Origin of the sequence: Bacteroides luhongzhouii, from assembly GCF_009193295.2 — a bacterium.
In the GTDB taxonomy this organism is placed as follows: Bacteria; Bacteroidota; Bacteroidia; order Bacteroidales; family Bacteroidaceae; genus Bacteroides; species Bacteroides luhongzhouii.
The window spans coordinates 5464453-5485545 of record NZ_CP059973.1; the positions used below are offsets into that span (position 1 = coordinate 5464453).

Below are 21093 nucleotides of genomic sequence, written 5' to 3' on the forward strand. Positions count from 1 at the left end.
ATTCGTACCTATAAGTAGCTGATAATAAAAGAAATCCGTATTATTCCGGTCGAAATGAAAGCAGAAGAAAATTTACAGTCGAAAAGTCTGCGCTCTTTTGTTGAAAAGAATCCGGGACTGCATAGCATCCGTTTTTCCATGTCAGATTATCGGGAACAAGAGTGGCTGACAAATTATCCGTTATATTCTGCCGGACACGTATTTTAATATATTCAAAGACGTATATTATCTTTCTTGATGGCCTCCCAAGCCCTCGGATGTAGAAAGTAACGAATATCTTTCCCTGCATTCAAGGCTTCCCGAATAAAAGTGGAACTAATTTCAAAAACAGGGGAATGAACAAGACGCACGGTTTCCGGCAATTCCTCTTCTTTTACCGGAAAGCCGGGACGAGGATAAATGAGGAGCTGATTCTCTTTAATGATGCGTTCGGACTGATGCCAACGTCCAAAACGTTCCCAATTATCGGAACCGATAATGAAATAAAATTCCCGGTCGGGATACGCTTCACGAAGTTTCTCCAGTGTATATACGCTATACGAAGGACGGGGCAAATGAAATTCAAAGTCCGAAGCTCGAAAACGAGGATAATCACTGATAGATAACTCCACTAATTTAAGACGAAGCTCGTCACTCCATAACTCTGCCTTCGTTTTTAAGGGATTCTGCGGACTTACCATAAACCAGATTTCATCCAGCCCTTCATACTCACAAAGGTAATTGGCTAAAGCGAGATGCCCGATATGAATCGGATTGAATGACCCGCTGAAGATTCCGGTTTTCTGTTTTTTCAGTTGTACCACCCGCTCTGTTATAATAAATAGTTATTTATCTAATAATTCTTGAAACTTCTCCACTGCCTTATTTACCTCAAATTCTATTATCTGATAATCAGCAATCGCATTGAAAGGATCCTCTTTCACTATATTCTCTACCTCCATCTTGCTTTTCGCCTGACAAAGTATAATCCCTCCCTTCCGAGGAACTTGCGGACCGGAAGCTAAAAAGGTGCTTTATATGTCAAGATTAATACAAACATCTACCTTTATTCCAAACTATGAGTTCAGAAACTCTTTGATGACTTTCAACGCTTCTGCCTTCGCAACTTCCAAATCGTCATTGACAATCACGCAATCGAATTGCGGAGCAAACCCCAATTCATATTCCGCCTTAGCAATACGACTTTCAATGATTTCCGGAGCATCCGTTCCGCGCCCTTCCAACCGGCAACGCAATTCTTCCACCGAAGGCGGTTGAATGAACACTGACAACGCACGGTCACCATAAAACTTCTTGATATTACATCCCCCTACCACATCAACGTCAAACACTACATTCTGACCTGCTTCCAGTTGCTTTTCCACTTGTGCCTTCAACGTTCCGTAATAACGGTCCTTATATACCTCCTCATACTCCAAAAATTCATTGTTCTCAATACGACAACGGAATTCTTCCGGTGTAAGAAAGAAATATTCCACTCCATGCTGCTCCGTACCGCGCGGAGGACGACTGGTAGCAGAAATAGAAAACGCAAGATTCAAATTCTGCGTCAGCAGATAATTGATAATAGTAGATTTGCCCGAACCTGACGGGGCAGAGAAAATAATTAGTTTACCGATCATTATTAAAGTTTATTTAACATTAAGGTTGTCTGATCGCAAATAAATACGCAAGTAAATTACATCACGTTCAATACCTGTTCTTTAATCTGCTCCAACTCATCTTTCATCTGAACAACGATTTTCTGCATTTCAGCATGATTGGACTTGCTACCTAACGTATTGATTTCCCGCCCCATTTCCTGGGCGATAAAACCAAGTTTCTTACCTTGTCCATTACCGCTTTCCATTGTGCTGATGAAATATTTCAGATGGTTGCTAAGACGTTGTTTTTCTTCATTGACATCCAGTTTCTCAATGTAATAAATCAATTCCTGCTCCAGGCGGTTCTTGTCATAATCCACACTTAATGTCTTTTCGAGAGCATCCGTAATGCGTTCTTTCACTTTTTCCACACGTTCTTTTTCGTAAGGAACGATCTTCTCGAGCAAGCTTGAGATATTAGCGATCTTCTCACGGAACTTCTTTTCCAGTGCGGCACCTTCCTGTTTGCGGAAATCTACCAGATGACTGATAGCATCAAGCACAGTGGCATGCACCATTTTCCATTCCTCTTCGCTCAGTTCCTGGATTTCCGTTTTAGTCATCACATCCGGCATACGGAGCAATGTCTGAAACCAGTCAGCGGGAACAGGAATACCAAGATTCTGCGAGATTGCCAAAATCTGTTTGTAGTAACCTTCCACCAATACTTGATTGATAGGAGTCGCATTTTCTGCCGCCTCTTTCTTCTCAATCCACAGGCTGAAATCGACCTTTCCACGTTCCAGGACTTTAGAAATCTCATTACGGATTTCAATCTCTTTTTCACGATACGCCGGAGCGATGCGAGTGGATAAATCCATTGCCTTGCTGTTGAGCGACTTGATTTCTACATTTATTTTTTTATCAGGAAGTTCGGCCGTAGCTTTACCGTATCCTGTCATAGACTGTATCATAACCTTAAAGTTTTGTGCAAAAGTACACGAATATTTTAAGAATTGGAAATAATCATGTAAATTTGCGACAATTTAATAAGCTGATTTTTATGTCGTGTATACTGAATATTGAAACCTCTACCTCTGTTTGCTCGGTAGCGGCCAGTCAAGACGGACAGACGATTTTTGTGAAAGAAGACTTGAAAGGCCCTTCACACGCCGTGTCTTTAGGAGTTTTTGTAGATGAAGCGTTGTCTTTCATAGACAGTCATGCCATCCCTTTGGATGCAGTCGCAGTGAGTTGCGGGCCGGGTTCTTACACCGGACTCCGAATCGGGGTTTCTATGGCGAAAGGAGTTTGTTACGGACGTAACGTCCCATTGATCGGTATCCCTACGCTGGAAGTATTAACTGTTCCAGTATTATTGTATCACGACTTGCCCGAAGACGCTTTGCTTTGTCCGATGATCGACGCCCGCCGCATGGAAGTATACGCAGCCGTTTATGATCGCAGACTTCAGGTAAAACGTGCAGTAGCAGCCGACATTGTAGACGAAAACTCTTACTTGGAGTTTCTGAACGAGCAACCGGTTTATTTCTTTGGAAACGGGGCCGACAAATGCCGCGAACAGATCACGCATCCGAACGCACATTTTATCGACAATATTCATCCGTTGGCTAAAATGATGTTCCCGCTGGCAGAAAAAGCAATAGCCGACGAAGATTATAAAGACGTGGCTTACTTCGAACCTTTCTACCTGAAAGAATTCGTTGCTTCCATGCCGAAAAAACTTCTTTAACCAGATGACAGGTGATAAATGATAGGTGATAGATAATAAATTTCATTATCAACAGCCCACCAGTCAAGTCTTTAATTTTTAATTTTAAACTTTCAATTAAATAAATGCAATACAATACTCAACAAAAAAGAATGCCGCTTCCCGAATATGGGCGTAGCATCCAGAACATGGTAGATTATGCGTTGACCATTCAGGATCGTGCAGAACGTCAGCGTTGTGCTAACACCATCATCAACATTATGGGAAATATGTTCCCCCATTTGCGTGATGTACCCGACTTCAAGCACAAGCTTTGGGATCACTTGGCTATCATGTCCGGTTTTGAGCTGGATATTGACTACCCGTATGAAATCATCCGTAAGGACAACCTGGTGACTCGTCCGGATCCGATCCCCTACTCCACTGCCCGTATGCGTTATCGCCACTACGGACGCACACTGGAAGTGCTGATAAAGAAAGCAATCGAATTTCCCGAAGGAAACGAAAAGAGAAATCTGATAGCCCTCATCTGCAACCACATGAAAAAGGACTACCTGGCATGGAACAAAGATACAGTGGACGACAAAAAGATCGCCGAAGACCTGTATGAACTCTCCAACGGGGAACTCCAAATGACTGACGATATCGTCCGGCTGATGGCAGAACGCCTGAACCAGAATTATCGTCCGAAGACGAACTATACCAATAATCGTCAGAACAATAAGAGAAGATACTAGCGTGCGGTTAAAACTTAATACTTGAATTATACTTGATATTTACTTAATACTTTAAATTAATGGCTTCATTTGTAATCGAAGGAGGACATCGGCTTTGCGGAGAAATTCACCCGCAAGGAGCTAAAAACGAAGTTTTGCAGATAATCTGTGCCACGTTGCTAACCGCAGAGGAAGTAACAGTGAACAATATTCCCGACATTCTTGATGTCAACAACTTGATTCAGCTCTTGCGCGAGATGGGAGTGACGGTTGCAAAGAAAGGCATTGATTCTTATAGTTTTAAAGCAGAGAATGTAGACTTGGCTTATCTGGAAAGCGATGAATTTTTAAAGAAATGCTCCAGTCTGCGAGGCTCTGTTATGCTGATTGGCCCTATGGTGGCACGTTTCGGCAAAGCATTGATATCCAAGCCGGGAGGAGATAAAATCGGCCGCCGCCGTTTGGACACTCACTTTGTAGGTATTCAGAATTTAGGAGCGGACTTCCGTTATGATGAAGGACGGGGCATTTATGAAATAACAGCCGACAGACTCCAAGGAAGCTATATGCTGCTGGACGAAGCGTCCGTCACCGGAACAGCCAATATCGTAATGGCTGCCGTGCTTGCCAAAGGCACTACTACCATCTATAACGCGGCCTGCGAACCTTACCTGCAACAACTCTGCCGGTTGCTCAACCGGATGGGAGCAAAAATCAGCGGAATTGCATCCAACCTGCTTACTATTGAAGGCGTGGAAGAATTGCATGGTACACAACACACCGTACTGCCCGATATGATTGAAGTCGGCAGTTTTATCGGTATGGCAGCCATGACAAAAAGCGAAATCACCATCAAGAACGTTTCTTACGAGAACCTTGGAATCATCCCCGAGAGCTTCCGCCGCCTGGGCATCAAGCTCGAACAGAGAGGAGATGATATTTATGTTCCCGCACAGGAAACTTACCAGATAGAATCATTCATCGACGGCTCCATCATGACGATAGCCGACGCCACCTGGCCGGGACTGACTCCCGACTTGCTTAGTGTGATGCTCGTTGTAGCCACACAAGCCAAAGGCAGCGTACTGATCCATCAGAAGATGTTCGAAAGCCGCCTGTTCTTTGTAGACAAGCTGATCGATATGGGTGCACAGATTATCCTTTGCGACCCTCACCGTGCCGTAGTCATCGGACACAATCATGGCTTCAAGCTGCGCGGTGCCCGCCTGACTTCACCGGACATACGTGCCGGTATCGCCCTCCTGATTGCCGCCATGAGCGCCGAAGGAACCAGTACCATTAGTAACATCGAACAGATAGACCGTGGCTATCAGAACATCGAAGGACGTCTGAACGCTATCGGAGCCAGAATCACCCGAATATGATAAAGAAAGAAGAAGTATATAAGATAGGATTATTCAATAAGCCGCATGGCATTCACGGCGAATTGCAGTTTACGTTTACCGACGACATTTTCGACCGTGTGGACTGCGATTACCTGATATGCCTGCTCGACGGTATTTTCGTGCCTTTCTTCATCGAAGAGTACCGTTTCCGTTCCGACTCCACCGCTTTGGTAAAACTGGAAGGGATAGACACCGCCGAACGTGCCCGAATGTTCACCAACATCGAAGTTTACTTCCCCGTAAAGCACGTGGAAGAAGCGGAAGACGGTGAATTGTCCTGGAACTTCTTTATCGGCTTCCAAATGGAAGACATTCATCACGGACCTCTGGGAGAAGTGATAGATATAGATACCACTACGGTAAACACCCTTTTTGTGGTTGAAAGAGAAGAAGAAGAGGAACTACTCGTTCCCGCCCAAGAGGAATTTATCGTAGGGATAGATCAGAAACAAAAACTCATCACCGTGGAGCTTCCCGAAGGGTTGCTCAATCTGGATGAGTTGGAGACAGATGACACAGCTCCCGGATAAATCAGGCACGGATGACACGGATTCCACGGTTTTCATTAATCAAAATTCACCGAGGAGCCATGCCATCCGTGCCTAAATAAAGATTAGTCCGGCCGCAGCCCCTTTTAATTTTTAATTTTTAATCTTTAATTACCAAAGATGCCAAAGAGAAGACGAAGTAAAGCTTTCTGGAAAAATTTCAAGTTCAAGTATAAACTAACGATCGTTAATGAAAATACACTTGAAGAAATTGTCGGACTTCGTGTATCCAAACTCAATGGACTATCCGTTTTACTTTGCGTGCTGGCAGTGCTTTTCCTGATTGCCTCCTGCATCATTACCTTCACCCCGTTGCGCAATTATCTTCCGGGATATATGAACAGTGAAGTCCGTACACAGATTGTAGACAATGCGCTGCGTGTAGACTCTTTGCAACAAGTGCTCAACAAGCAGAACCTCTACATCATGAACATTCAAGACATCTTCAGCGGGAAAGTGCCTATCGACAGTGTGCAAACGCTTGATTCGCTGACTGCTGCCCGTGAAGACACGTTGATGGAACGTACCAAGCGGGAAGAAGAATTCCGCCGTCAGTATGAGGAGAGCGAGAAATACAATCTGACCTCCATCACTTCCCAACCGGACGTGACCGGATTGATATTATACCGTCCGACACGAGGTATGGTGTCCGATCACTTCAATGCCGAAAAGAAACATTACGGCACCGATATTGCCGCCAATCCCAACGAAAGCGTACTGGCAACCATGGACGGAACCGTCATCCTTAGTACATACACTGCAGAAACCGGTTATCTGATTGGCGTACAACACAATCAGGATTTAATTTCGATCTACAAACACTGCGGCTCTCTCCTGAAAAAGGAAGGTGAACGAGTGAAAGGAGGCGAAGCCATCGCTTTGGTAGGAAATAGCGGAACACTTAGTACAGGACCACACCTGCACTTCGAACTTTGGTATAAAGGTCACCCGGTAAATCCGGAAAAATACATCGTGTTTTAAAGTGATGATAGATAAAATGAATATAGAGACTAACAAAAAGAAAAAACAAATAGCTATTCTAGGCTCCACAGGTTCCATCGGGACGCAGGCTTTGCAAGTCATCGAAGAGCATCCCGACCTGTATGAAGCCTATGCACTGACAGCCAACAATCGTGTGGAACTACTGATTGCGCAGGCACGGAAGTTCCAGCCAGAAGTGGTAGTGATAGCCAACGAAGAAAAGTATTCCGAACTGAAAGAAGCATTGAGTGACCTGCCTATCAAGGTGTATGCAGGAACCGACGCTATCTGTCAGATTGTGGAAGCAGGTCCCATCGACACGGTATTGACAGCCATGGTCGGTTATGCCGGACTGAAGCCGACAATCAACGCGATCCGCGCCAAGAAAGCGATTGCGTTGGCAAATAAGGAAACATTGGTAGTAGCGGGTGAACTGATTAACCAGCTGGCACAACAATATCGCACTCCGATTCTGCCGGTAGACTCTGAACACTCCGCCGTTTTTCAGTGTTTAGCGGGAGAAGTGGGCAATCCGATTGAGAAAGTGATATTGACTGCCTCCGGAGGTCCGTTCCGCACTTATACTTTGGAACAATTAAAGTCCGTGACTAAGACACAGGCCTTGAAACACCCCAACTGGGAGATGGGAGCGAAAATCACGATTGATTCTGCTTCTATGATGAACAAAGGTTTTGAAGTGATCGAAGCCAAATGGCTGTTCGGTGTCCAGCCCAGTCAGATTGAGGTGGTTGTGCATCCGCAATCAGTCATTCACTCGATGGTGCAGTTTGAAGACGGAGCTATAAAAGCACAGTTGGGCATGCCCGATATGCGCCTGCCCATCCAGTATGCATTCTCCTATCCCGATCGTATCAGTTCTTCTTTCGACAGGCTTGATTTTTCCAAATGCACGAACCTGACGTTCGAGCAACCCGACACGAAACGATTCCGCAATCTGGCACTCGCCTACGAAGCGATGTATCGCGGGGGGAATATGCCTTGCATCGTCAATGCCGCCAATGAAGTGATGGTAGCCTCTTTCCTGAAAGACGGCATCAGCTTCCTCGGTATGAGTGACGTGATAGAAAAAACAATGGAACGGGTTACCTTCATTGCCAACCCTACCTATGATGATTATGTAGCTACGGATGCCGAAGCAAGAAAGATAGCGGCAAGCCTGATATAAATATTAATATAAACTGTAAATAGACCATATGGAAACATTTTTGATTCGTGCCCTGCAATTGATTATGAGCTTATCTTTGCTCGTTATCATTCATGAAGGCGGGCATTTTCTTTTTGCCCGTTTGTTTAAGGTGCGTGTAGAAAAATTCTGCTTATTTTTTGACCCCTGGTTCACCCTGTTTAAATTCAAACCCAAGAAAAGTGACACAGAATATGCAGTAGGTTGGCTGCCATTGGGTGGTTATGTCAAGATAGCCGGTATGATTGACGAGTCGATGGATACCGAGCAGATGAAACAACCCGAACAACCGTGGGAGTTCCGCTCCAAACCGGCATGGCAACGTCTGCTGATCATGGTGGGTGGTGTACTGTTCAACTTCCTGTTGGCTCTGTTCATCTACTCGATGATTCTTTTTGCGTGGGGCGACCAATATATAAAGGTGCAGGAAGCTCCTCTCGGTATGGATTTTAACGAAACAGCCAAATCCGTAGGTTTTCAGGACGGTGACATCCTTCTTTCTGCCGACGGCGTTCCTTTCGAACGTTATGACGGCGATATGTTGAGCCAGATTGCCGATGCCCGCGAAGTAAGCGTTATCCGCAACGGCGCGAAAGCGTCCGTTTATATCCCTGAAGACTTGATGCAACGCCTTCTGGCAGACAGCATCCGTTTTGCCTCCTACCGTTTCCCGTACGTGATAGACAGCGTAATGGTGAACTCTCCTGCCGCACAAGCAGGCATCCAACCGGGTGACAGCATTATCGCCCTGAACGGAACACCGATTTCTTTCTCCGACTTCAAAGAAGCGATGGCAGAACGTAAAAAAAACGCGGAAACCCTGCTCAAAGACAGCATCGATCCGCGCCTGATTACACTGACCTATGTGCGTGGCGGCGTAACCGACACATTGAATATGCGTGTAGATTCTGCCTACCTGATGGGCGTAACCGCCTGTCTCGTCACAGACCGCCTGCTCCCTATGGTGAAAAAAGAATATACTTTCTTCGAATCCTTCCCGGCAGGTGTCTCCCTCGGCGTTAAAACACTGAAAGGATACGTAGGAAACATGAAATACCTCTTCTCGAAAGAAGGAGCCAAACAGCTAGGTGGCTTCGGAACGATCGGCAGCATCTTCCCCGCTACATGGGATTGGCACCAGTTCTGGTATATGACAGCCTTCCTTTCCATCATTCTGGCTTTCATGAATATCCTCCCTATCCCCGCATTGGACGGCGGCCACGTGCTCTTCCTCTTCTACGAGATGATAGCTCGCCGCAAACCGAGCGACAAATTTATGGAATACGCTCAAATGACCGGTATGATTCTACTCTTCGGTCTGTTGATATGGGCTAACTTCAACGATATTCTAAGGTTCTTCTTCTAGAATTTCAAAGCATAGATTCAGATAAGAGATAGATTTAGGCACGGATTACACAGACTTCACGGTATAATTAAGAAACCGTGAAATCTGTGTAATCCGTGCCTATTTATTCTCTGTACCTATTTGTTTTCAATTCAGTTTATTTATTTCCAATTCGCCTGACTTTATAAGTTTCTTTAGTGGAAAAGAGTCAGTTACTTCAACTTCAAAATCCGCTGATTACTACTTCCCCTAAACTCCAGATATGGAGAAAAAAGCGCCTGTTCAAAGCGTCCGTCCACCAATACATCTATATAGGCAAGAGCGGCACTCAAACGAGACTGTTTTTTTATTTCTTCGTATGTATATCCGGTGTAGCACCACACGTTCATCCCTGTTTCCTCTTTCACCCGTTTCAGTAAAAGCAGAAATTCTTCCGGATGAAAAAACGGATCACCGCCGGAGAAAGTAACGCCGTCCAACAAAGGATTCGCTTTGATTTCATGGATGATGGACTGTATTTTCTCCTCTGTCAGTTCTTCCCCTGCGCCCGGATTCCAACTCTCCGGATTATGGCAACCGGGACAATGATGAGAGCAGCCGGCAAGATAAATAGAATACCTGATACCTTCACCGTCAACAATCGTTTCAGAATAAGTTCCTAATAAATTCACTTCTTTAATGGATAATGGACAATGAATAATTGAAAATGAATAAGCGAATAATGGATAATGAACCGTAACGCTTTCATCAAGCACCGTTCATTATCCATTCATCAATTATCAAACATTTATTCTACAAATGCTTTACACGGTCCTTCTCTTCTGCACGTTTGGCAGAGTTCCAAGAGCTTAAGTCGCCCGTCAGATAACCGGTGATACGGCGCATACGGAGAATACTTTCACTCTGGCATACAGGGCATTTATCGAAGATAACTCCCTTGTAGCCACAGTTATGACAAGTGTCTACCGGGTGATTGATAGAGCCGTATCCAATTCCTTCGTCGTGCATCACTTTCACAATCTTGGCAATGGCACGCACATTCTTCTGCGCTTCACCGTCCAGCTCCACATACGTGATATGTCCTCCGCGCGTAATAGCGTGGAACGGAGCTTCACGCTTGATTTTCTCAACGATGCTGATCGGTTCTTTCACGTCTACATGGAAAGAGTTGACATAATAGTCGCGATCTGTCACTCCGGGGATTTTTCCATATTTCCGGCGGTCCATTTTCGTGAAACGTCCCGAAAGTCCTTCGGCAGGAGTAGCCAGAACGGAGTAGTTCAGGTTATATTTCTCTTTATATTCGTCTACCACTTTATTCATTTCCATCACCGCTTCATACAGCGTGTCCCATGCTTTCTGGTTGTGTCCGTGACCTTGTCCGTAGAGAGCCACCATCGCGTTGTGTCCGCCGATAAATCCGATCCCCAGTGTACCGCTGCGCAAGGCGTCTCCCACCTGTTCATTCGGATTCAGTTCTCCGCCGCCTTTCCACACATTATTTCCCATCATGAACGGGAACTGGCGTGCCAGGGCCGTACGCTGATACTGATAACGTTCGTAAAGCTGGTCGGCCACGAGCACAGACATTTGGTGTACGGATTCGATGAAAATTTCTTTTGCCTTTTGTTCGATGGCGTCCTTGTTGCGTTCATCTTCTACCAGATTTTCCGCTTTGATACGGGCTTCGATAGCCAGTCTTGGCATATTCAGTGTGGTGAACGAAAGATTGCCACGTCCTAAAGACGATTTTTCTCCGGCCACATTTTCAAAGACACGGGTACGGCAGCCCATCGTTGCCAGTTCGTAGATGTAACGTTGCGGATCGTCGGCTTTCCATTTCTCGTTCTGGTTGAAAGGTGTGTCGAGAAACATGAAGTTCGGGAACAACGCTTTCGCAGTGGTCTGGCAAGCCTTTAATAGCAAGTCGAAGTTGGGAGCCTCGTAACTGTCGGTCATTGCCTCTTCGATGTTCTCCGCTTTCATTGCTTTCTCAAAGTCTTTCTCCGAGTAAGAAACGCCGTCTTTCACCTTGAATATCTGGATGGGGAATACGGGCACTTCTCCTCTGGTGCCGAGGCCTTCAATGGTAGCTTTCAGCAGTTCTTCGATCACCATGCGGCCTTCGGCAGAAGTGTCCGTTCCGTAGTTGATGGAACTGAATACCACTTGGTTACCGCCACGAGAATGCATCGTGTTCAGGTTGTGGATGAATCCTTCCATTGCCTGATGCGTATCTTTACGGGTCTGCTGGTAGGCTTTTTCGACGATGCGGGCAAGGTGTTCCTTATCTATAATGATCTGTAAAGCGACCAGAGCGATGCGCAATGTTTCGCGTTCGGCCTCGGTGGACTTGATAGACGGAAGGTATTCTTTAATCAACGTGCGGATGGATTTCTCATCGGCCTGATTTCCGTTTTCCATAGCCACATAGAAGTTGATAAACGATGCCAGATGCTTGCGGAAAGATTTGGCTACTCCTTTTGCCATGAAGAAGTCGAAAGCCGGAATCGCCTGTCCGCCATGCTGCTCATTTTGGTTGGTCTGAAAGATGATGGTAGCCAGCGTAGCATAGCTTTGGATGCTTTGCGGGGTGCGGATGCTACCGTTCTTTGTGCGGAAACCGCGTTCAAAGAGGTCGTCCATATCATATTGGATGCAGGTTGTCGTCTTTGTCGGATAATAGTCCAGGTCGTGGATGTGAATGTCTCCCAACTGGTGTGCTTCGGCAAAACGTTTCGGCAACAAGTATTTATAGGTGTAATCTTTAGTCACTTCGGAAGCGAACGTCATCATCTGTCCGGCAGGGGTGTGACTGCTCATGTTGGCGTTGCTCAAATTGACATCGTTCTTGTCGATAGCCACAATGCCGTCCATCACCTGTTTCATCTGGGTTTTCTTCTCACGCTCCGTATTCCGCCATTCGCGATAGATGATGTATTTCTTCGCTACTTCCGGCCGCACTTTCATCAACGACTTTTCCACCAAGTCCTGAATCTCTTCTACGGTGATCGTGGGGGTAGCAAACTGACTGATAACATTCATGGTGATGTCAGCAATCAACTGCTGCTCATCCTGAATACCACTTGCACTGAATGCTTTACTGATTGCATTCTTAATCTTACTGATAGAGAAATCTTCTCTTTTACCATCACGTTTGATGATACAAATTTCCGCGTAGTTCATAACTTTAACTCCCGAAAGCATTAATAAATTAAAAATAGAAAATCTCTTCGGCAGGTCTTCTGACTTATCTCTCCCCCGCAACACCTTCCCACACCGGCATCGATGCAGTGGCCTATTGTGCGGATTCTTAGAGAATTACAGCAGCGGGTACTGTCGCCGATTTGCACAGCGTTCCCTCATTGACTAAACCTCTTTTTAGTTCCGAAACCGGATACAAAGATAGGAGATTATATCATAGCTTGGTTAGCTTTTAACATTAAATTTCGGGAAACTTTTCTTTCTCGCTGATACAGAAAGTTTTCCAAAACGGAAAACTTTTTTCTGATTTTAACGTGGATAATATTCCAAATCCGTTTATTTCACCCAAAAGACATATATAGTTTTCAGGTACTTTACCCTTAGCGGAAAAAGGATGTGTTAAAAGTCTCCACAACTATCGTTTGCTTCATAAGTTATAGACTATTTTTTCACTTTCGACAAAAACTTTCTTTCCGATAGAATGAAAGAAATTATAATTTTTCTATTTCTTCTTTCGAAAGCCCAGTAGATTTCATAATAATATCGTCAGCCACACCTAATTCTTTCAAATTACGAGCTGTTTCTTCTTTACCTTTTTGCAAACCTTTCTGCAAACCTTTTTGTAAGCCTTTTTGTAAACCCTTCTGTTCAGCAAAGTCCAACGTATTAAAATAATCGTTATAAACTTTCCATTCTTCTTCATACTGGGCTCTTTCCTCCTGGGTCATATTTGCTTTGGAAGCCAACTTTTCAAGTCGCTCGAAGACGGCCTTGCGAGCCTTGAAAGGCATCCGGTCAAGTGTATCCATATGCTTTAGTATATAAATCCAGCGTTCAAAATCATTTTCACATTCATCCTCTTCTTTATTGAAGTTCGGCAGTTCGATAAAAATCTGCCGGAACTTGTTGCTGAAGAGCTTCCCCGTATCCCTGTCAGAAAGAACGATATCCGTTCTAATTTTAGAGGGCATATCCTTATCCATCACGAAATTCATGAAGAACACTCCGTACACGGCATCCAGCTGGAAGTTCCAAACTCCCCTTTTCGCTTGCTGCGTAATGGCCCTAGAAAGATAGAAGAGGGCACGATCTTTAAAGTAAGGTTGTTCCCGGTTCTGCATTTCTACGATAATACGTTCACCGGTATCGGTCACGCAATAGATGTCGTAGATAAGACCTCGTTCTGTTTTTACTTCCGGCGGCTGTTCGTTGTTAAGGAACCTGATGTCGGTAATCACATGCTCTCCTACGAGCAAATCGTTCAAGAAGTCGATTAACAACTCCTTTTCTACCTCTCTGCCGAATAAAAACTTAAAGCCAAAATCGGTAAAGGGATTGATAAATCTTCCCATTATATGCTGTGTCTCAATTATAAAACAAAGATAGAGTTTTTTTGTTGAATACGGTCAAGAATAGAAGAAAATAAATGGATACAAAAAAAAGCTGCCTCATTCATCGGGAGACAGCTTCTTCATTTGAGCCTTGAGCCTTACTTTACTTTCACTTTATGAGTTGCTCCACGTTCGTTACCGGTTCCGTGAGCTACGTGCGGCACGTACACTAATCTTTTTCTGTCTTACTGCTTCTCCGATGACGGAACCGCAGAACAGCCTCAAGAATGTCTAACAACTTTTCCAATAATAATTTCATTCGCTTTTCTTTTAAGGTTGATAATCTATTTTATATCGGTCGAAGTGCAACCATCAGCTATACCCGATTCGCGGCTACTGATTAGTCGTCCATTAATAAGCTTTAGTTTGCCCGACAAACTTATCAGTTAGTCCCTGCGGATTCAGCTGTCGATTGAACTCCCGGTTAAGCTGCCGGGTCCGGCGCTTCTCCGCTTCCACCACCAGGTTTATTATCCTCATCCGGGTCTTTGTCAATGACATCATCGGCCACAAACGAACCCGCTACATCCTTGATGTGCACAAACTCCACTCCGGTGGTCAACGCACGGGTAGCACTCCCGTCGGCGGCACGAGTGTATTCGGGCGTAAACTGGCAACGCAATGAAGTGATCTGCGAACTGCTGACCTTATTTTCCAACTCTACCCCTTTCCCGTTTGCCTTGGCAATCATAGTAAACGTCCCCAAGCCTTCGAGACGTACCGTGCGACTGTTGAGCAACTGTTCACGCATCACCGACATCAGGTTGCGAATAACGTTGTGAACATCACCCGCCGTCAGCGAGGCTTTTTCCGCAATCAATTCCGCCATCTTCTGCGTGTTGACCATTTTCCCGAATTTCACCAGACGGGGATAATAAAGTTTCTGTCCTTCCTTGTTGGCAAGCGTTGCCTGATACGGTTTGTAAATTAATGGCATACTTTTTTTCCTTTCTTCTTTTTAATGATTAATGAATAAATTCTATCTGTAACCGATTACGAAAGCAAAAGTATATGAAAAGAAAAAAGCAGAAGAACACGACGTGACGACTCGTCACAAGAGACAACAAACAGGCACAACTTCTACACGAACTATGCCAACAGAGGCTTCTGTACAAAGCTGAACCACTTGGCATAAAAAAGCGTATCTTCGTATTCACACAGGATAAACTAAAAAAAACAGATAAGCTCCCGCTACTAATTAATGGCTATTTTTTCAGGAGTAATCCGCGCCTAAATTATGATATAAACTAATTATGAACACCTACTAATAATAGAAAGTATCGACAATGAAAACAGAAACAACAGCCCCCTCCGTCAGCCCAAAAGAAATACCGGAGACGGCAAACTCTACCCGCATACAGACTTACAGCAAAAGTCAGCTGGCCACACTTTATCTACCTCACATACAGCCTGCCTCGGCACGCCGCACCCTCCGCAGTTGGATTGCCAAAAATACGGCACTACAAGCCGCACTCGCCCAAACCGGCTACAGCGAAAAGGCAATCTTACTTACTCCGGCTCAAGTTGGACTATTCTTCAAGTTTTTGGGAGAACCCTAAAAAACAAAGGTGCGGTACGGAAAGGGATGACACGGATTTTTAAAGCTGCACAGCTATTTAAAAATCCGCGTCCGTCATCCACGTCCGTCATCCGCGTCCGTCATCCGCGTCTAAAAGATAAATTCCTAACCGGACAAGAATATCGCCCGAAGCCGCCTAATTCCGAGGAATTTCCTCCCGACGGTTTCATAAAATCGGCAGTGACCTCCGACGAAAGCCAACAGCAGCCCCGTCATCGGTCCATTCCTTCGATTTTCGTCTTTAATTCTACTTTTTATTGTTCCTCTTTGTCCCTATCTTCTTATCTCCTTCCTCTTCCGTAGGATCCTTAACCAGTTTTTTGGAGGTATGAAACCGAATTTCAATGTCTATATGGCAGTCATCATCCACCGTGCAGTTTATATCTGCCGAATCGTCAACTATTAGATTTAAAATTTGGCACAACACTTCGGGAAATCCGGGAATAAATTCAGACCTTCCAATGATACAAGCAGAATAATTATGAATAGTTGTCCAATCGGGGATAGGACTCTGACCATTAAATTTACATTTGCATATACGTCCTATTGAAGAGCGCGAACAATTCGAATTGTTCGCCACATAGCCTTCCGGAATATTATTCAACTGTTCTATCTTAAAAATACAATCCACCACCGCTTTCTTAACATCATCTTCACTATGACGGACACCGATTGCTTTACTCTGTTTATTCCTACTTTTCACTTTAATTTTTTTATCTACCATTTTTCTTCTATTCGTTTATAAATATTCCACAAAAGTCTGATATTTCTTTTAACATTTGTGTTCAAGCATGACACATTCGTTCTTATTCCATGAATAAATTCAAATATGGGTCGAATCTTTTAACGCATCGGCTCATTCAAGCATGACACATTCGTATCCATTCTTTTTTTATGCGTCAAGCTTGCACAACCTTTACGCAACTCATCTTCTACCTTTGCCACCGTAATCAAAAATAAACCGAATAAAAAAATGACTGAAATCAAAAAGAATCATTCACTTCAACGGATACGGCTTATGAAACAGGCCGCTGTCATCCGGCAAAGTAATGGCATGAGCCGGCACGACGCACTCGTCACGGCTCACCGGATAGGAAAGCTTATCCGACAAATGCATCACGGAAACGTCTGTTTCCGATATACCAAGCAAGATGGAACCATCCGTCGTGCCACCGGCACACTCATCGGCTACGAACATAGTTTCCGCCGCCCGTACACACCGAAACCGGAGAACACATTTGTCGTCTATTACGACATCGATGCCAAAGGCTGGCGCACCTTTCATGCTGAAAATTTTCTGGATATCGAAGTGGAATGAATCTGCAGGAAAAAAGGATGAATCTGCAGGAAGAAGGATGAACCTGCAGGAAGAAGAATGAATCTGCAGGAAGAAGGATGAACCTGCAGGAAGAAGGATGAACCTGCAGGAAGAAGGATGAACCTGCAGGAAGAAGGATGAACCTGCAGGAAGAAGAATGAATCTATTGAAAAAGAAAATGAATCTACAAGAAAAAGGAATGAATCAACAAGAACGAAAAGAGTGGGAAGCTCTTTGCAGACAGTATAATGTAGACTCCCTGCAAGAAGCGATTCAAGGCTGCCGGGAAGAATTAGAATTTCTCATTCACTGTGCCGAACGGCTCGAACCTTGTACAGAGCAAGATGAAGACAGCAAGAAACGCCGTTTAACACATACAGACAACGCCGCTTTTCCACACTAGGAAGCGCCGTTTAACAGATGCAGGAAACGCCGTTTCTCCTTGCTAAATTCAGAGAAGCGGCTATTTTTTTAACAGAGTATAATTTTATTAACATTTATCAGTATCAAGTATGGAAAATTGGAGATTTATTGAAGAAAACCCCGACTATATGATTTCAGATCATGGGCGGGTATTGAGTTTCAAGGGCAAATCGAAGTTAATTCTTTGCACTAGAATCATCGGAACCGGTTATGAAACGGTATCACTCCTGAATAAAGGAATTTGTACCGATTACCACGTCCACCGCTTAATTGCCAAGGCATTTATTCCGAACCCGAAACATCTGCCGCAAATAAACCACCTTGACGGAAACACGATGAACAACCACGTGTCAAACCTTGAATGGTGCGATGCATACACCAACACGATGCACGCCATCCGCACAGGATTACGCCCCACCGGAACAGGTTCCCGCAAAACTCCCTACGCCGTAACGGATGCGAAAGGAATCATTTTACGTGCCTACCCGTCTATGAAAGAAATGGGCAGAGAGGAACGCCTGAAACCGTCACACCAACACTGGCTCATCCTGCAACTGAAACATCCGGATCGTGTATGGCTACATAACCTACGTGCAAGGCAACATCGGGGAAACGATTTCATGAAGGTTCCCTTTGCCAATTCATCGGCTTTATCCAAACTGCCTGTCTTTTTAAACTCACCGGCAATAACGGATACGGCTGTACCACCGATTCACGCTCCTTTCACTCCGGTGCACCACTCGGTGACAAAGCAATATTACCGTCAACTGTCTGCAGAGGAGGCTGCCGCCTTCGGATTCACCTCCCCTACTATACGCAAACAAGAAAGGAGGATTTCACAATGAGAGACACCATCATCATCCACTGTTCCGCCACTCGTGCGGGACAGGATTTTACCGCTGCCGACATCGACCGCTGGCATCGTCAACGCGGCTTCCGTTCTATCGGTTATCACTTCGTCGTCCGTCTCGACGGCACGGTTGAACCGGGAAGGGATGTTGCCCTCGACGGAGCACATTGCACGGGATGGAATCATCGGTCTATCGGTATCTGCTACATTGGCGGACTGGACAGGAACGGTCGGCCTGCCGACACACGAACGGAAGCGCAGCGTGAAGCACTTGTCCGGCTGGTAGAAGATTTGCGCCTTGTCTTCCCTTCTCTGCAACAGGTGATAGGACATCGGGACACCAGTCCCGACCTTAATGGAGACGGTATTATCTCACCGAACGAGTATATAAAATCCTGCCCCTGCTTCGATGTAAAAGCGGAGTTTATTCAATAATTATCAATTATTTACAATCAGTAATTTATCATCATGGCCCGCATTTCCAAACCCGGATTAGATTATTTTCCCCTCGATGTCAATTTTCTGCAGGACAGAAAAGTACGCCGCATCTCCTGTCGCCACCATGCGGCAGGGATTGCTGCGCTCACTTCACTGCTTTGCCTCATTTATAAAGAGAAAGGTTATTATATTTCGTGGAACAAAGACACGCTCTTCGACATCGCCCAAGAAGCGTGTTGCGGGGAGGAGGAAATGCAGGCCATCATTGATGATTGCCTGGCGGTAGGGCTGTTCGACGATCTTATATATAAGGAGTACGGTGTATTGACTTCACAGGCCATTCAGGAACAATATCATAAAATCATCACCGACAGCCGGAGAAAATACAAATTACCTCTGGAACATTTCTGGCTTATCAAGGAAGATTTTAAAGATGTAACAGAATCCCATGATTTTGCTACAACAATGCCACAAACAAAAGAGGAAACGGATACAGATACCAAAGGTAAACAGGAAATGGATATGGAAAATGAGAGCAAATCTGAAATCAAAAAAGACAAAGAGACAGAGAGACAAGGAAAATGCGAAAAAAAGAATGAGAGGATAATGCCGCCCGTTCCGTCAAACAGCGTTTTTCAGGCTTCGCCTGTCGTTGTAGAGGGTTTGTCTTTGGATAAATCGATTGGAAGAGAAAAAACGGAATCTACTGCGGAGACGGTTTCTGAAACAACTTCGGGAACAGCTCCGAAAACAGCTCCGGGAACAGCTCCGAAAACGGTCTTAGAAACAGCTCCGAAAACGATTTCGGAAGGGATGCAAACGGGAGGGGGATCGGAAGCTATACTTCTACTAAATATGCAAACAATCGGTATCCGGAACGAACAGACCGTGAAAGCGATTGCCGCCCTTGCCCGACGTAAAGAACTGGGAGGTCCCGGCGGGATTTTATGGAAAATCCTTAGTTCCCAATACCGCCCTACCCTACTCAAAAAGAACGAACCGGGTGATTACATTCTTTGGGCGCTCAATCATCCGACAGAATTTGAGAACACATACAACGGGACACTGAAAAAGCTAATCAGGGGAAGATAAACCGGGGAAAAAGTCTGAATATAAAAACGAAGTATGCCATCATCATTCGTTTATATCATAAATTCAGGCAAAGAAAGATAGAAAACCAAAAACTATCGCATCTTTATCATACAAGGAAAAGGCCTCGACTTGTAGAGCCAGTATTTGTAACTCGAGAAACCAAAGAATAGAATAAATCATAAAAAAGGAAGAAAAAGAACCTATCAATTTGTTATTCTAAAAAAGATTTGTACCTTTGTAGTACAAATTACCCCCCTTAGTTGAGAAATACTAAGGCTGACCCATCAATTAAAGATGGGTTTTTTTATATATAACACTATGGAAGACAAAAAGAAAGTAATAGTCTATGTAGACGGTTTTAATTTCTATTACGGGCTGAAGTCCAAAAAATGGAAAATGTGTTATTGGCTGGATTTAGTCAGCTTCTTTAATAGTTTTCTAAAGTCCTATCAAGAATTGGTAGAAGTCAATTATTTTTCAGCTCGTCCAACAGATGCAGGCAAACACGATAGACAAGATAAACTATTTCAAGCAAACAAATGTAACCCCAAATTTAACTTGATATTGGGTAAATACCTCAAAAAAGAGATTAAATGCCGTTATTGCGGTGGTATCATTCATTCTTTTGAAGAAAAAGAGACAGATGTACGAATAGCTACAAAGATTCTGTCGGACGCCTATAAAAAGCGCTGTGACATTGCTATCATTGTATCAGCAGACAGCGATTTAATACCACCTGTAGAGCTAATAAGAGAATTTAACCCATCACAAAAGGTCTATGTATATTTTCCTCCTAACAGATATTCATCTAACTTATCGAACCTAAGTGATGGCACACGTAAACTTGATGGCGCTTTTAATATATTCAAGAAACATATATTACCCCAAAAAGTGCAGCTACCAAACGGATATGTAATAGAACGCCCGGATGAGTGGAAATAAGATTTTATATCGACCTATCTTGCCGTTCAAGGCACGAAAAGCTGTCTTCGAGAAATTGGAAGATATCGCTGATGTGGCTTCTATGTCTCCGGAAGACAGGGAGCGATACGACAATAGCGTCAAGGTGTACCGCGATTATTTGGTGACAATGGATGCAGCTGAACAAAAAGGGATGAAAGAAGGCGCCCAAAAAGCCCAACTACAAATAGCCCGGAATATGAAAGCCAAAGGGATAGACAACCAATCTATTGCCGAATGTACTGATTTACCTTTAAGCATGATCGAAGAGTTATAGAGTAAACAAATCGTTTACGAACGAATAAAACAAAAGAGGTGAGTTC

General features: G+C 44.4%; 23 protein-coding genes, 2 pseudogenes and 1 riboswitch. Of the genes and pseudogenes, 16 read left to right on the forward strand and 9 right to left on the reverse strand.

Annotation, left to right across the window (positions count from 1 at the left end):
- Nucleotides 1-18 precede the first annotated feature (18 nt).
- Nucleotides 19-207, forward strand: a pseudogene (locus GD631_RS20910) (ATPase); the annotation flags it as partial.
- A 5-nt stretch (nt 208-212) separates the two neighbouring features.
- On the opposite strand, the gene nadD reads toward GD631_RS20910, so the two are convergent.
- From nadD to GD631_RS20930, 4 genes are all read right to left on the reverse strand, one after another.
- Nucleotides 213-794: a nicotinate (nicotinamide) nucleotide adenylyltransferase gene (nadD, locus tag GD631_RS20915; RefSeq protein ID WP_229067658.1), complete on the reverse strand. Its 582-nt coding sequence runs from the start codon at nt 792-794 to the stop codon at nt 213-215.
- Between the two features lie 30 nt (nt 795-824).
- Nucleotides 825-968 carry a YciI family protein gene (locus tag GD631_RS20920; protein ID WP_342356069.1) on the reverse strand — a complete coding sequence of 48 codons (144 nt, stop codon included), beginning with the start codon at nt 966-968 and terminating at the stop codon, nt 825-827.
- Nucleotides 969-1055: 87 nt separating this feature from the next.
- Nucleotides 1056-1622 carry a guanylate kinase gene (gmk, locus tag GD631_RS20925; RefSeq protein ID WP_143257954.1) on the reverse strand — a complete coding sequence of 189 codons (567 nt, stop codon included), beginning with the start codon at nt 1620-1622 and terminating at the stop codon, nt 1056-1058.
- 56 nt (nt 1623-1678) lie between these two features.
- Nucleotides 1679-2557, reverse strand: a complete 879-nt coding sequence (locus GD631_RS20930; protein ID WP_143257953.1) for a YicC/YloC family endoribonuclease — start codon at nt 2555-2557, stop codon at nt 1679-1681.
- Nucleotides 2558-2646: 89 nt separating this feature from the next.
- Between GD631_RS20930 and tsaB the strand changes: the two genes are divergently transcribed.
- The 7 genes from tsaB to rseP all read left to right on the forward strand — a co-directional run bounded on the left by tsaB (nt 2647) and on the right by rseP (nt 9536).
- Complete coding sequence (tsaB, locus tag GD631_RS20935) at nt 2647-3336, forward strand: tRNA (adenosine(37)-N6)-threonylcarbamoyltransferase complex dimerization subunit type 1 TsaB (RefSeq protein ID WP_004316997.1); 690 nt, start codon at nt 2647-2649, stop codon at nt 3334-3336.
- A 104-nt stretch (nt 3337-3440) separates the two neighbouring features.
- On the forward strand, nt 3441-4052 hold the full coding sequence (locus GD631_RS20940) for a DUF4290 domain-containing protein (RefSeq protein WP_004316998.1): 612 nt from the start codon (nt 3441-3443) through the stop codon (nt 4050-4052).
- A 59-nt stretch (nt 4053-4111) separates the two neighbouring features.
- A complete protein-coding gene (gene murA / locus GD631_RS20945) occupies nt 4112-5416 on the forward strand; it encodes a UDP-N-acetylglucosamine 1-carboxyvinyltransferase (RefSeq protein ID WP_143257952.1) in 1305 nt (434 codons plus the stop codon).
- Nucleotides 5413-5967: a ribosome maturation factor RimM gene (gene rimM, locus GD631_RS20950; RefSeq protein WP_143257951.1), complete on the forward strand. Its 555-nt coding sequence runs from the start codon at nt 5413-5415 to the stop codon at nt 5965-5967. Before murA ends, rimM begins: the two co-directional genes overlap by 4 nt.
- Before the next feature lie 138 nt (nt 5968-6105).
- Nucleotides 6106-6966 (forward strand): M23 family metallopeptidase, encoded by an 861-nt coding sequence (locus GD631_RS20955; RefSeq protein ID WP_143257950.1) that lies wholly within the window; start codon nt 6106-6108, stop codon nt 6964-6966.
- 16 nt (nt 6967-6982) lie between these two features.
- Nucleotides 6983-8152, forward strand: coding sequence for a 1-deoxy-D-xylulose-5-phosphate reductoisomerase (locus tag GD631_RS20960; RefSeq protein ID WP_143257949.1), 1170 nt, complete (start codon nt 6983-6985; stop codon nt 8150-8152).
- 28 nt (nt 8153-8180) lie between these two features.
- Nucleotides 8181-9536: an RIP metalloprotease RseP gene (rseP, locus tag GD631_RS20965; RefSeq protein WP_004317003.1), complete on the forward strand. Its 1356-nt coding sequence runs from the start codon at nt 8181-8183 to the stop codon at nt 9534-9536.
- Between the two features lie 191 nt (nt 9537-9727).
- Here rseP and nrdG read toward each other — a convergent pair whose 3' ends face one another.
- The 4 genes from nrdG to GD631_RS20985 form a co-directional block, all read right to left on the reverse strand.
- The gene (gene nrdG / locus GD631_RS20970) at nt 9728-10186 is read right to left on the reverse strand and encodes an anaerobic ribonucleoside-triphosphate reductase activating protein (RefSeq protein WP_143257948.1); all 459 of its coding nucleotides are present in this window, start codon (nt 10184-10186) and stop codon (nt 9728-9730) included.
- Between the two features lie 121 nt (nt 10187-10307).
- Nucleotides 10308-12701, reverse strand: coding sequence for an anaerobic ribonucleoside triphosphate reductase (locus GD631_RS20975; RefSeq protein WP_143257947.1), 2394 nt, complete (start codon nt 12699-12701; stop codon nt 10308-10310).
- Nucleotides 12702-12733: 32 nt separating this feature from the next.
- A riboswitch (cobalamin riboswitch) is annotated at nt 12734-12922 on the reverse strand.
- Between the two features lie 288 nt (nt 12923-13210).
- Nucleotides 13211-14071, reverse strand: a complete 861-nt coding sequence (locus tag GD631_RS20980) for an Rpn family recombination-promoting nuclease/putative transposase (RefSeq protein ID WP_009038696.1) — start codon at nt 14069-14071, stop codon at nt 13211-13213.
- Nucleotides 14072-14534: 463 nt separating this feature from the next.
- Nucleotides 14535-15047, reverse strand: a complete 513-nt coding sequence (locus tag GD631_RS20985) for an HU family DNA-binding protein (RefSeq protein ID WP_143257946.1) — start codon at nt 15045-15047, stop codon at nt 14535-14537.
- Between the two features lie 349 nt (nt 15048-15396).
- On the opposite strand from GD631_RS20985, the gene GD631_RS20990 reads away from it, so the two are divergent.
- Nucleotides 15397-15669, forward strand: a complete 273-nt coding sequence (locus GD631_RS20990) for a DUF4248 domain-containing protein (RefSeq protein ID WP_143257945.1) — start codon at nt 15397-15399, stop codon at nt 15667-15669.
- Nucleotides 15670-15936: 267 nt separating this feature from the next.
- Here GD631_RS20990 and GD631_RS20995 read toward each other — a convergent pair whose 3' ends face one another.
- Nucleotides 15937-16392, reverse strand: a complete 456-nt coding sequence (locus GD631_RS20995) for a hypothetical protein (RefSeq protein WP_244983349.1) — start codon at nt 16390-16392, stop codon at nt 15937-15939.
- A 270-nt stretch (nt 16393-16662) separates the two neighbouring features.
- On the opposite strand from GD631_RS20995, the gene GD631_RS21000 reads away from it, so the two are divergent.
- The 7 genes and pseudogenes from GD631_RS21000 to GD631_RS21030 all read left to right on the forward strand — a co-directional run.
- The gene (locus tag GD631_RS21000; protein WP_008770759.1) at nt 16663-17007 is read left to right on the forward strand and encodes an SH3 beta-barrel fold-containing protein; all 345 of its coding nucleotides are present in this window, start codon (nt 16663-16665) and stop codon (nt 17005-17007) included.
- A 178-nt stretch (nt 17008-17185) separates the two neighbouring features.
- Nucleotides 17186-17410, forward strand: a complete 225-nt coding sequence (locus GD631_RS21005; protein WP_143257943.1) for a hypothetical protein — start codon at nt 17186-17188, stop codon at nt 17408-17410.
- A gap of 109 nt (nt 17411-17519) precedes the next feature.
- Nucleotides 17520-18275, forward strand: a complete 756-nt coding sequence (locus GD631_RS21010; RefSeq protein WP_143257942.1) for an HNH endonuclease family protein — start codon at nt 17520-17522, stop codon at nt 18273-18275.
- Nucleotides 18272-18715 (forward strand): N-acetylmuramoyl-L-alanine amidase, encoded by a 444-nt coding sequence (locus tag GD631_RS21015; RefSeq protein ID WP_009038703.1) that lies wholly within the window; start codon nt 18272-18274, stop codon nt 18713-18715. The genes GD631_RS21010 and GD631_RS21015 overlap by 4 nt, the downstream gene beginning before the upstream one ends.
- A 33-nt stretch (nt 18716-18748) precedes the next feature.
- Complete coding sequence (locus GD631_RS21020) at nt 18749-19810, forward strand: DUF4373 domain-containing protein (RefSeq protein WP_143257941.1); 1062 nt, start codon at nt 18749-18751, stop codon at nt 19808-19810.
- A 318-nt stretch (nt 19811-20128) separates the two neighbouring features.
- Nucleotides 20129-20752 carry an NYN domain-containing protein gene (locus tag GD631_RS21025; RefSeq protein ID WP_143257940.1) on the forward strand — a complete coding sequence of 208 codons (624 nt, stop codon included), beginning with the start codon at nt 20129-20131 and terminating at the stop codon, nt 20750-20752.
- Between the two features lie 19 nt (nt 20753-20771).
- Nucleotides 20772-21047, forward strand: a pseudogene (locus GD631_RS21030) (hypothetical protein); the annotation flags it as partial.
- Nucleotides 21048-21093 lie beyond the last annotated feature (46 nt).

Excerpts from the sequence above, each read along its gene's own strand:
- GD631_RS20930 (WP_143257953.1), bottom strand. The coding sequence starts at position 2,557 with ATGATACAGTCTATGACAGGATACGGTAAAGCTACGGCCGAACTTCCT.
- tsaB (WP_004316997.1), top strand. The coding sequence starts at position 2,647 with ATGTCGTGTATACTGAATATTGAAACCTCTACCTCTGTTTGCTCGGTA.
- GD631_RS20980 (WP_009038696.1), bottom strand. The coding sequence starts at position 14,071 with ATGGGAAGATTTATCAATCCCTTTACCGATTTTGGCTTTAAGTTTTTA.
- GD631_RS21015 (WP_009038703.1), top strand. The coding sequence starts at position 18,272 with ATGAGAGACACCATCATCATCCACTGTTCCGCCACTCGTGCGGGACAG.
- GD631_RS20940 (WP_004316998.1), top strand. The coding sequence starts at position 3,441 with ATGCAATACAATACTCAACAAAAAAGAATGCCGCTTCCCGAATATGGG.
- rimM (WP_143257951.1), top strand. The coding sequence starts at position 5,413 with ATGATAAAGAAAGAAGAAGTATATAAGATAGGATTATTCAATAAGCCG.
- GD631_RS20955 (WP_143257950.1), top strand. The coding sequence starts at position 6,106 with ATGCCAAAGAGAAGACGAAGTAAAGCTTTCTGGAAAAATTTCAAGTTC.
- gmk (WP_143257954.1), bottom strand. The coding sequence starts at position 1,622 with ATGATCGGTAAACTAATTATTTTCTCTGCCCCGTCAGGTTCGGGCAAA.
- GD631_RS21010 (WP_143257942.1), top strand. The coding sequence starts at position 17,520 with ATGGAAAATTGGAGATTTATTGAAGAAAACCCCGACTATATGATTTCA.
- GD631_RS20960 (WP_143257949.1), top strand. The coding sequence starts at position 6,983 with ATGAATATAGAGACTAACAAAAAGAAAAAACAAATAGCTATTCTAGGC.
- GD631_RS20975 (WP_143257947.1), bottom strand. The coding sequence starts at position 12,701 with ATGAACTACGCGGAAATTTGTATCATCAAACGTGATGGTAAAAGAGAA.
- GD631_RS20990 (WP_143257945.1), top strand. The coding sequence starts at position 15,397 with ATGAAAACAGAAACAACAGCCCCCTCCGTCAGCCCAAAAGAAATACCG.
- rseP (WP_004317003.1), top strand. The coding sequence starts at position 8,181 with ATGGAAACATTTTTGATTCGTGCCCTGCAATTGATTATGAGCTTATCT.
- murA (WP_143257952.1), top strand. The coding sequence starts at position 4,112 with ATGGCTTCATTTGTAATCGAAGGAGGACATCGGCTTTGCGGAGAAATT.
- GD631_RS21025 (WP_143257940.1), top strand. The coding sequence starts at position 20,129 with ATGGAAGACAAAAAGAAAGTAATAGTCTATGTAGACGGTTTTAATTTC.
- GD631_RS21020 (WP_143257941.1), top strand. The coding sequence starts at position 18,749 with ATGGCCCGCATTTCCAAACCCGGATTAGATTATTTTCCCCTCGATGTC.
- GD631_RS21005 (WP_143257943.1), top strand. The coding sequence starts at position 17,186 with ATGAATCTACAAGAAAAAGGAATGAATCAACAAGAACGAAAAGAGTGG.
- GD631_RS20985 (WP_143257946.1), bottom strand. The coding sequence starts at position 15,047 with ATGCCATTAATTTACAAACCGTATCAGGCAACGCTTGCCAACAAGGAA.
- GD631_RS21000 (WP_008770759.1), top strand. The coding sequence starts at position 16,663 with ATGACTGAAATCAAAAAGAATCATTCACTTCAACGGATACGGCTTATG.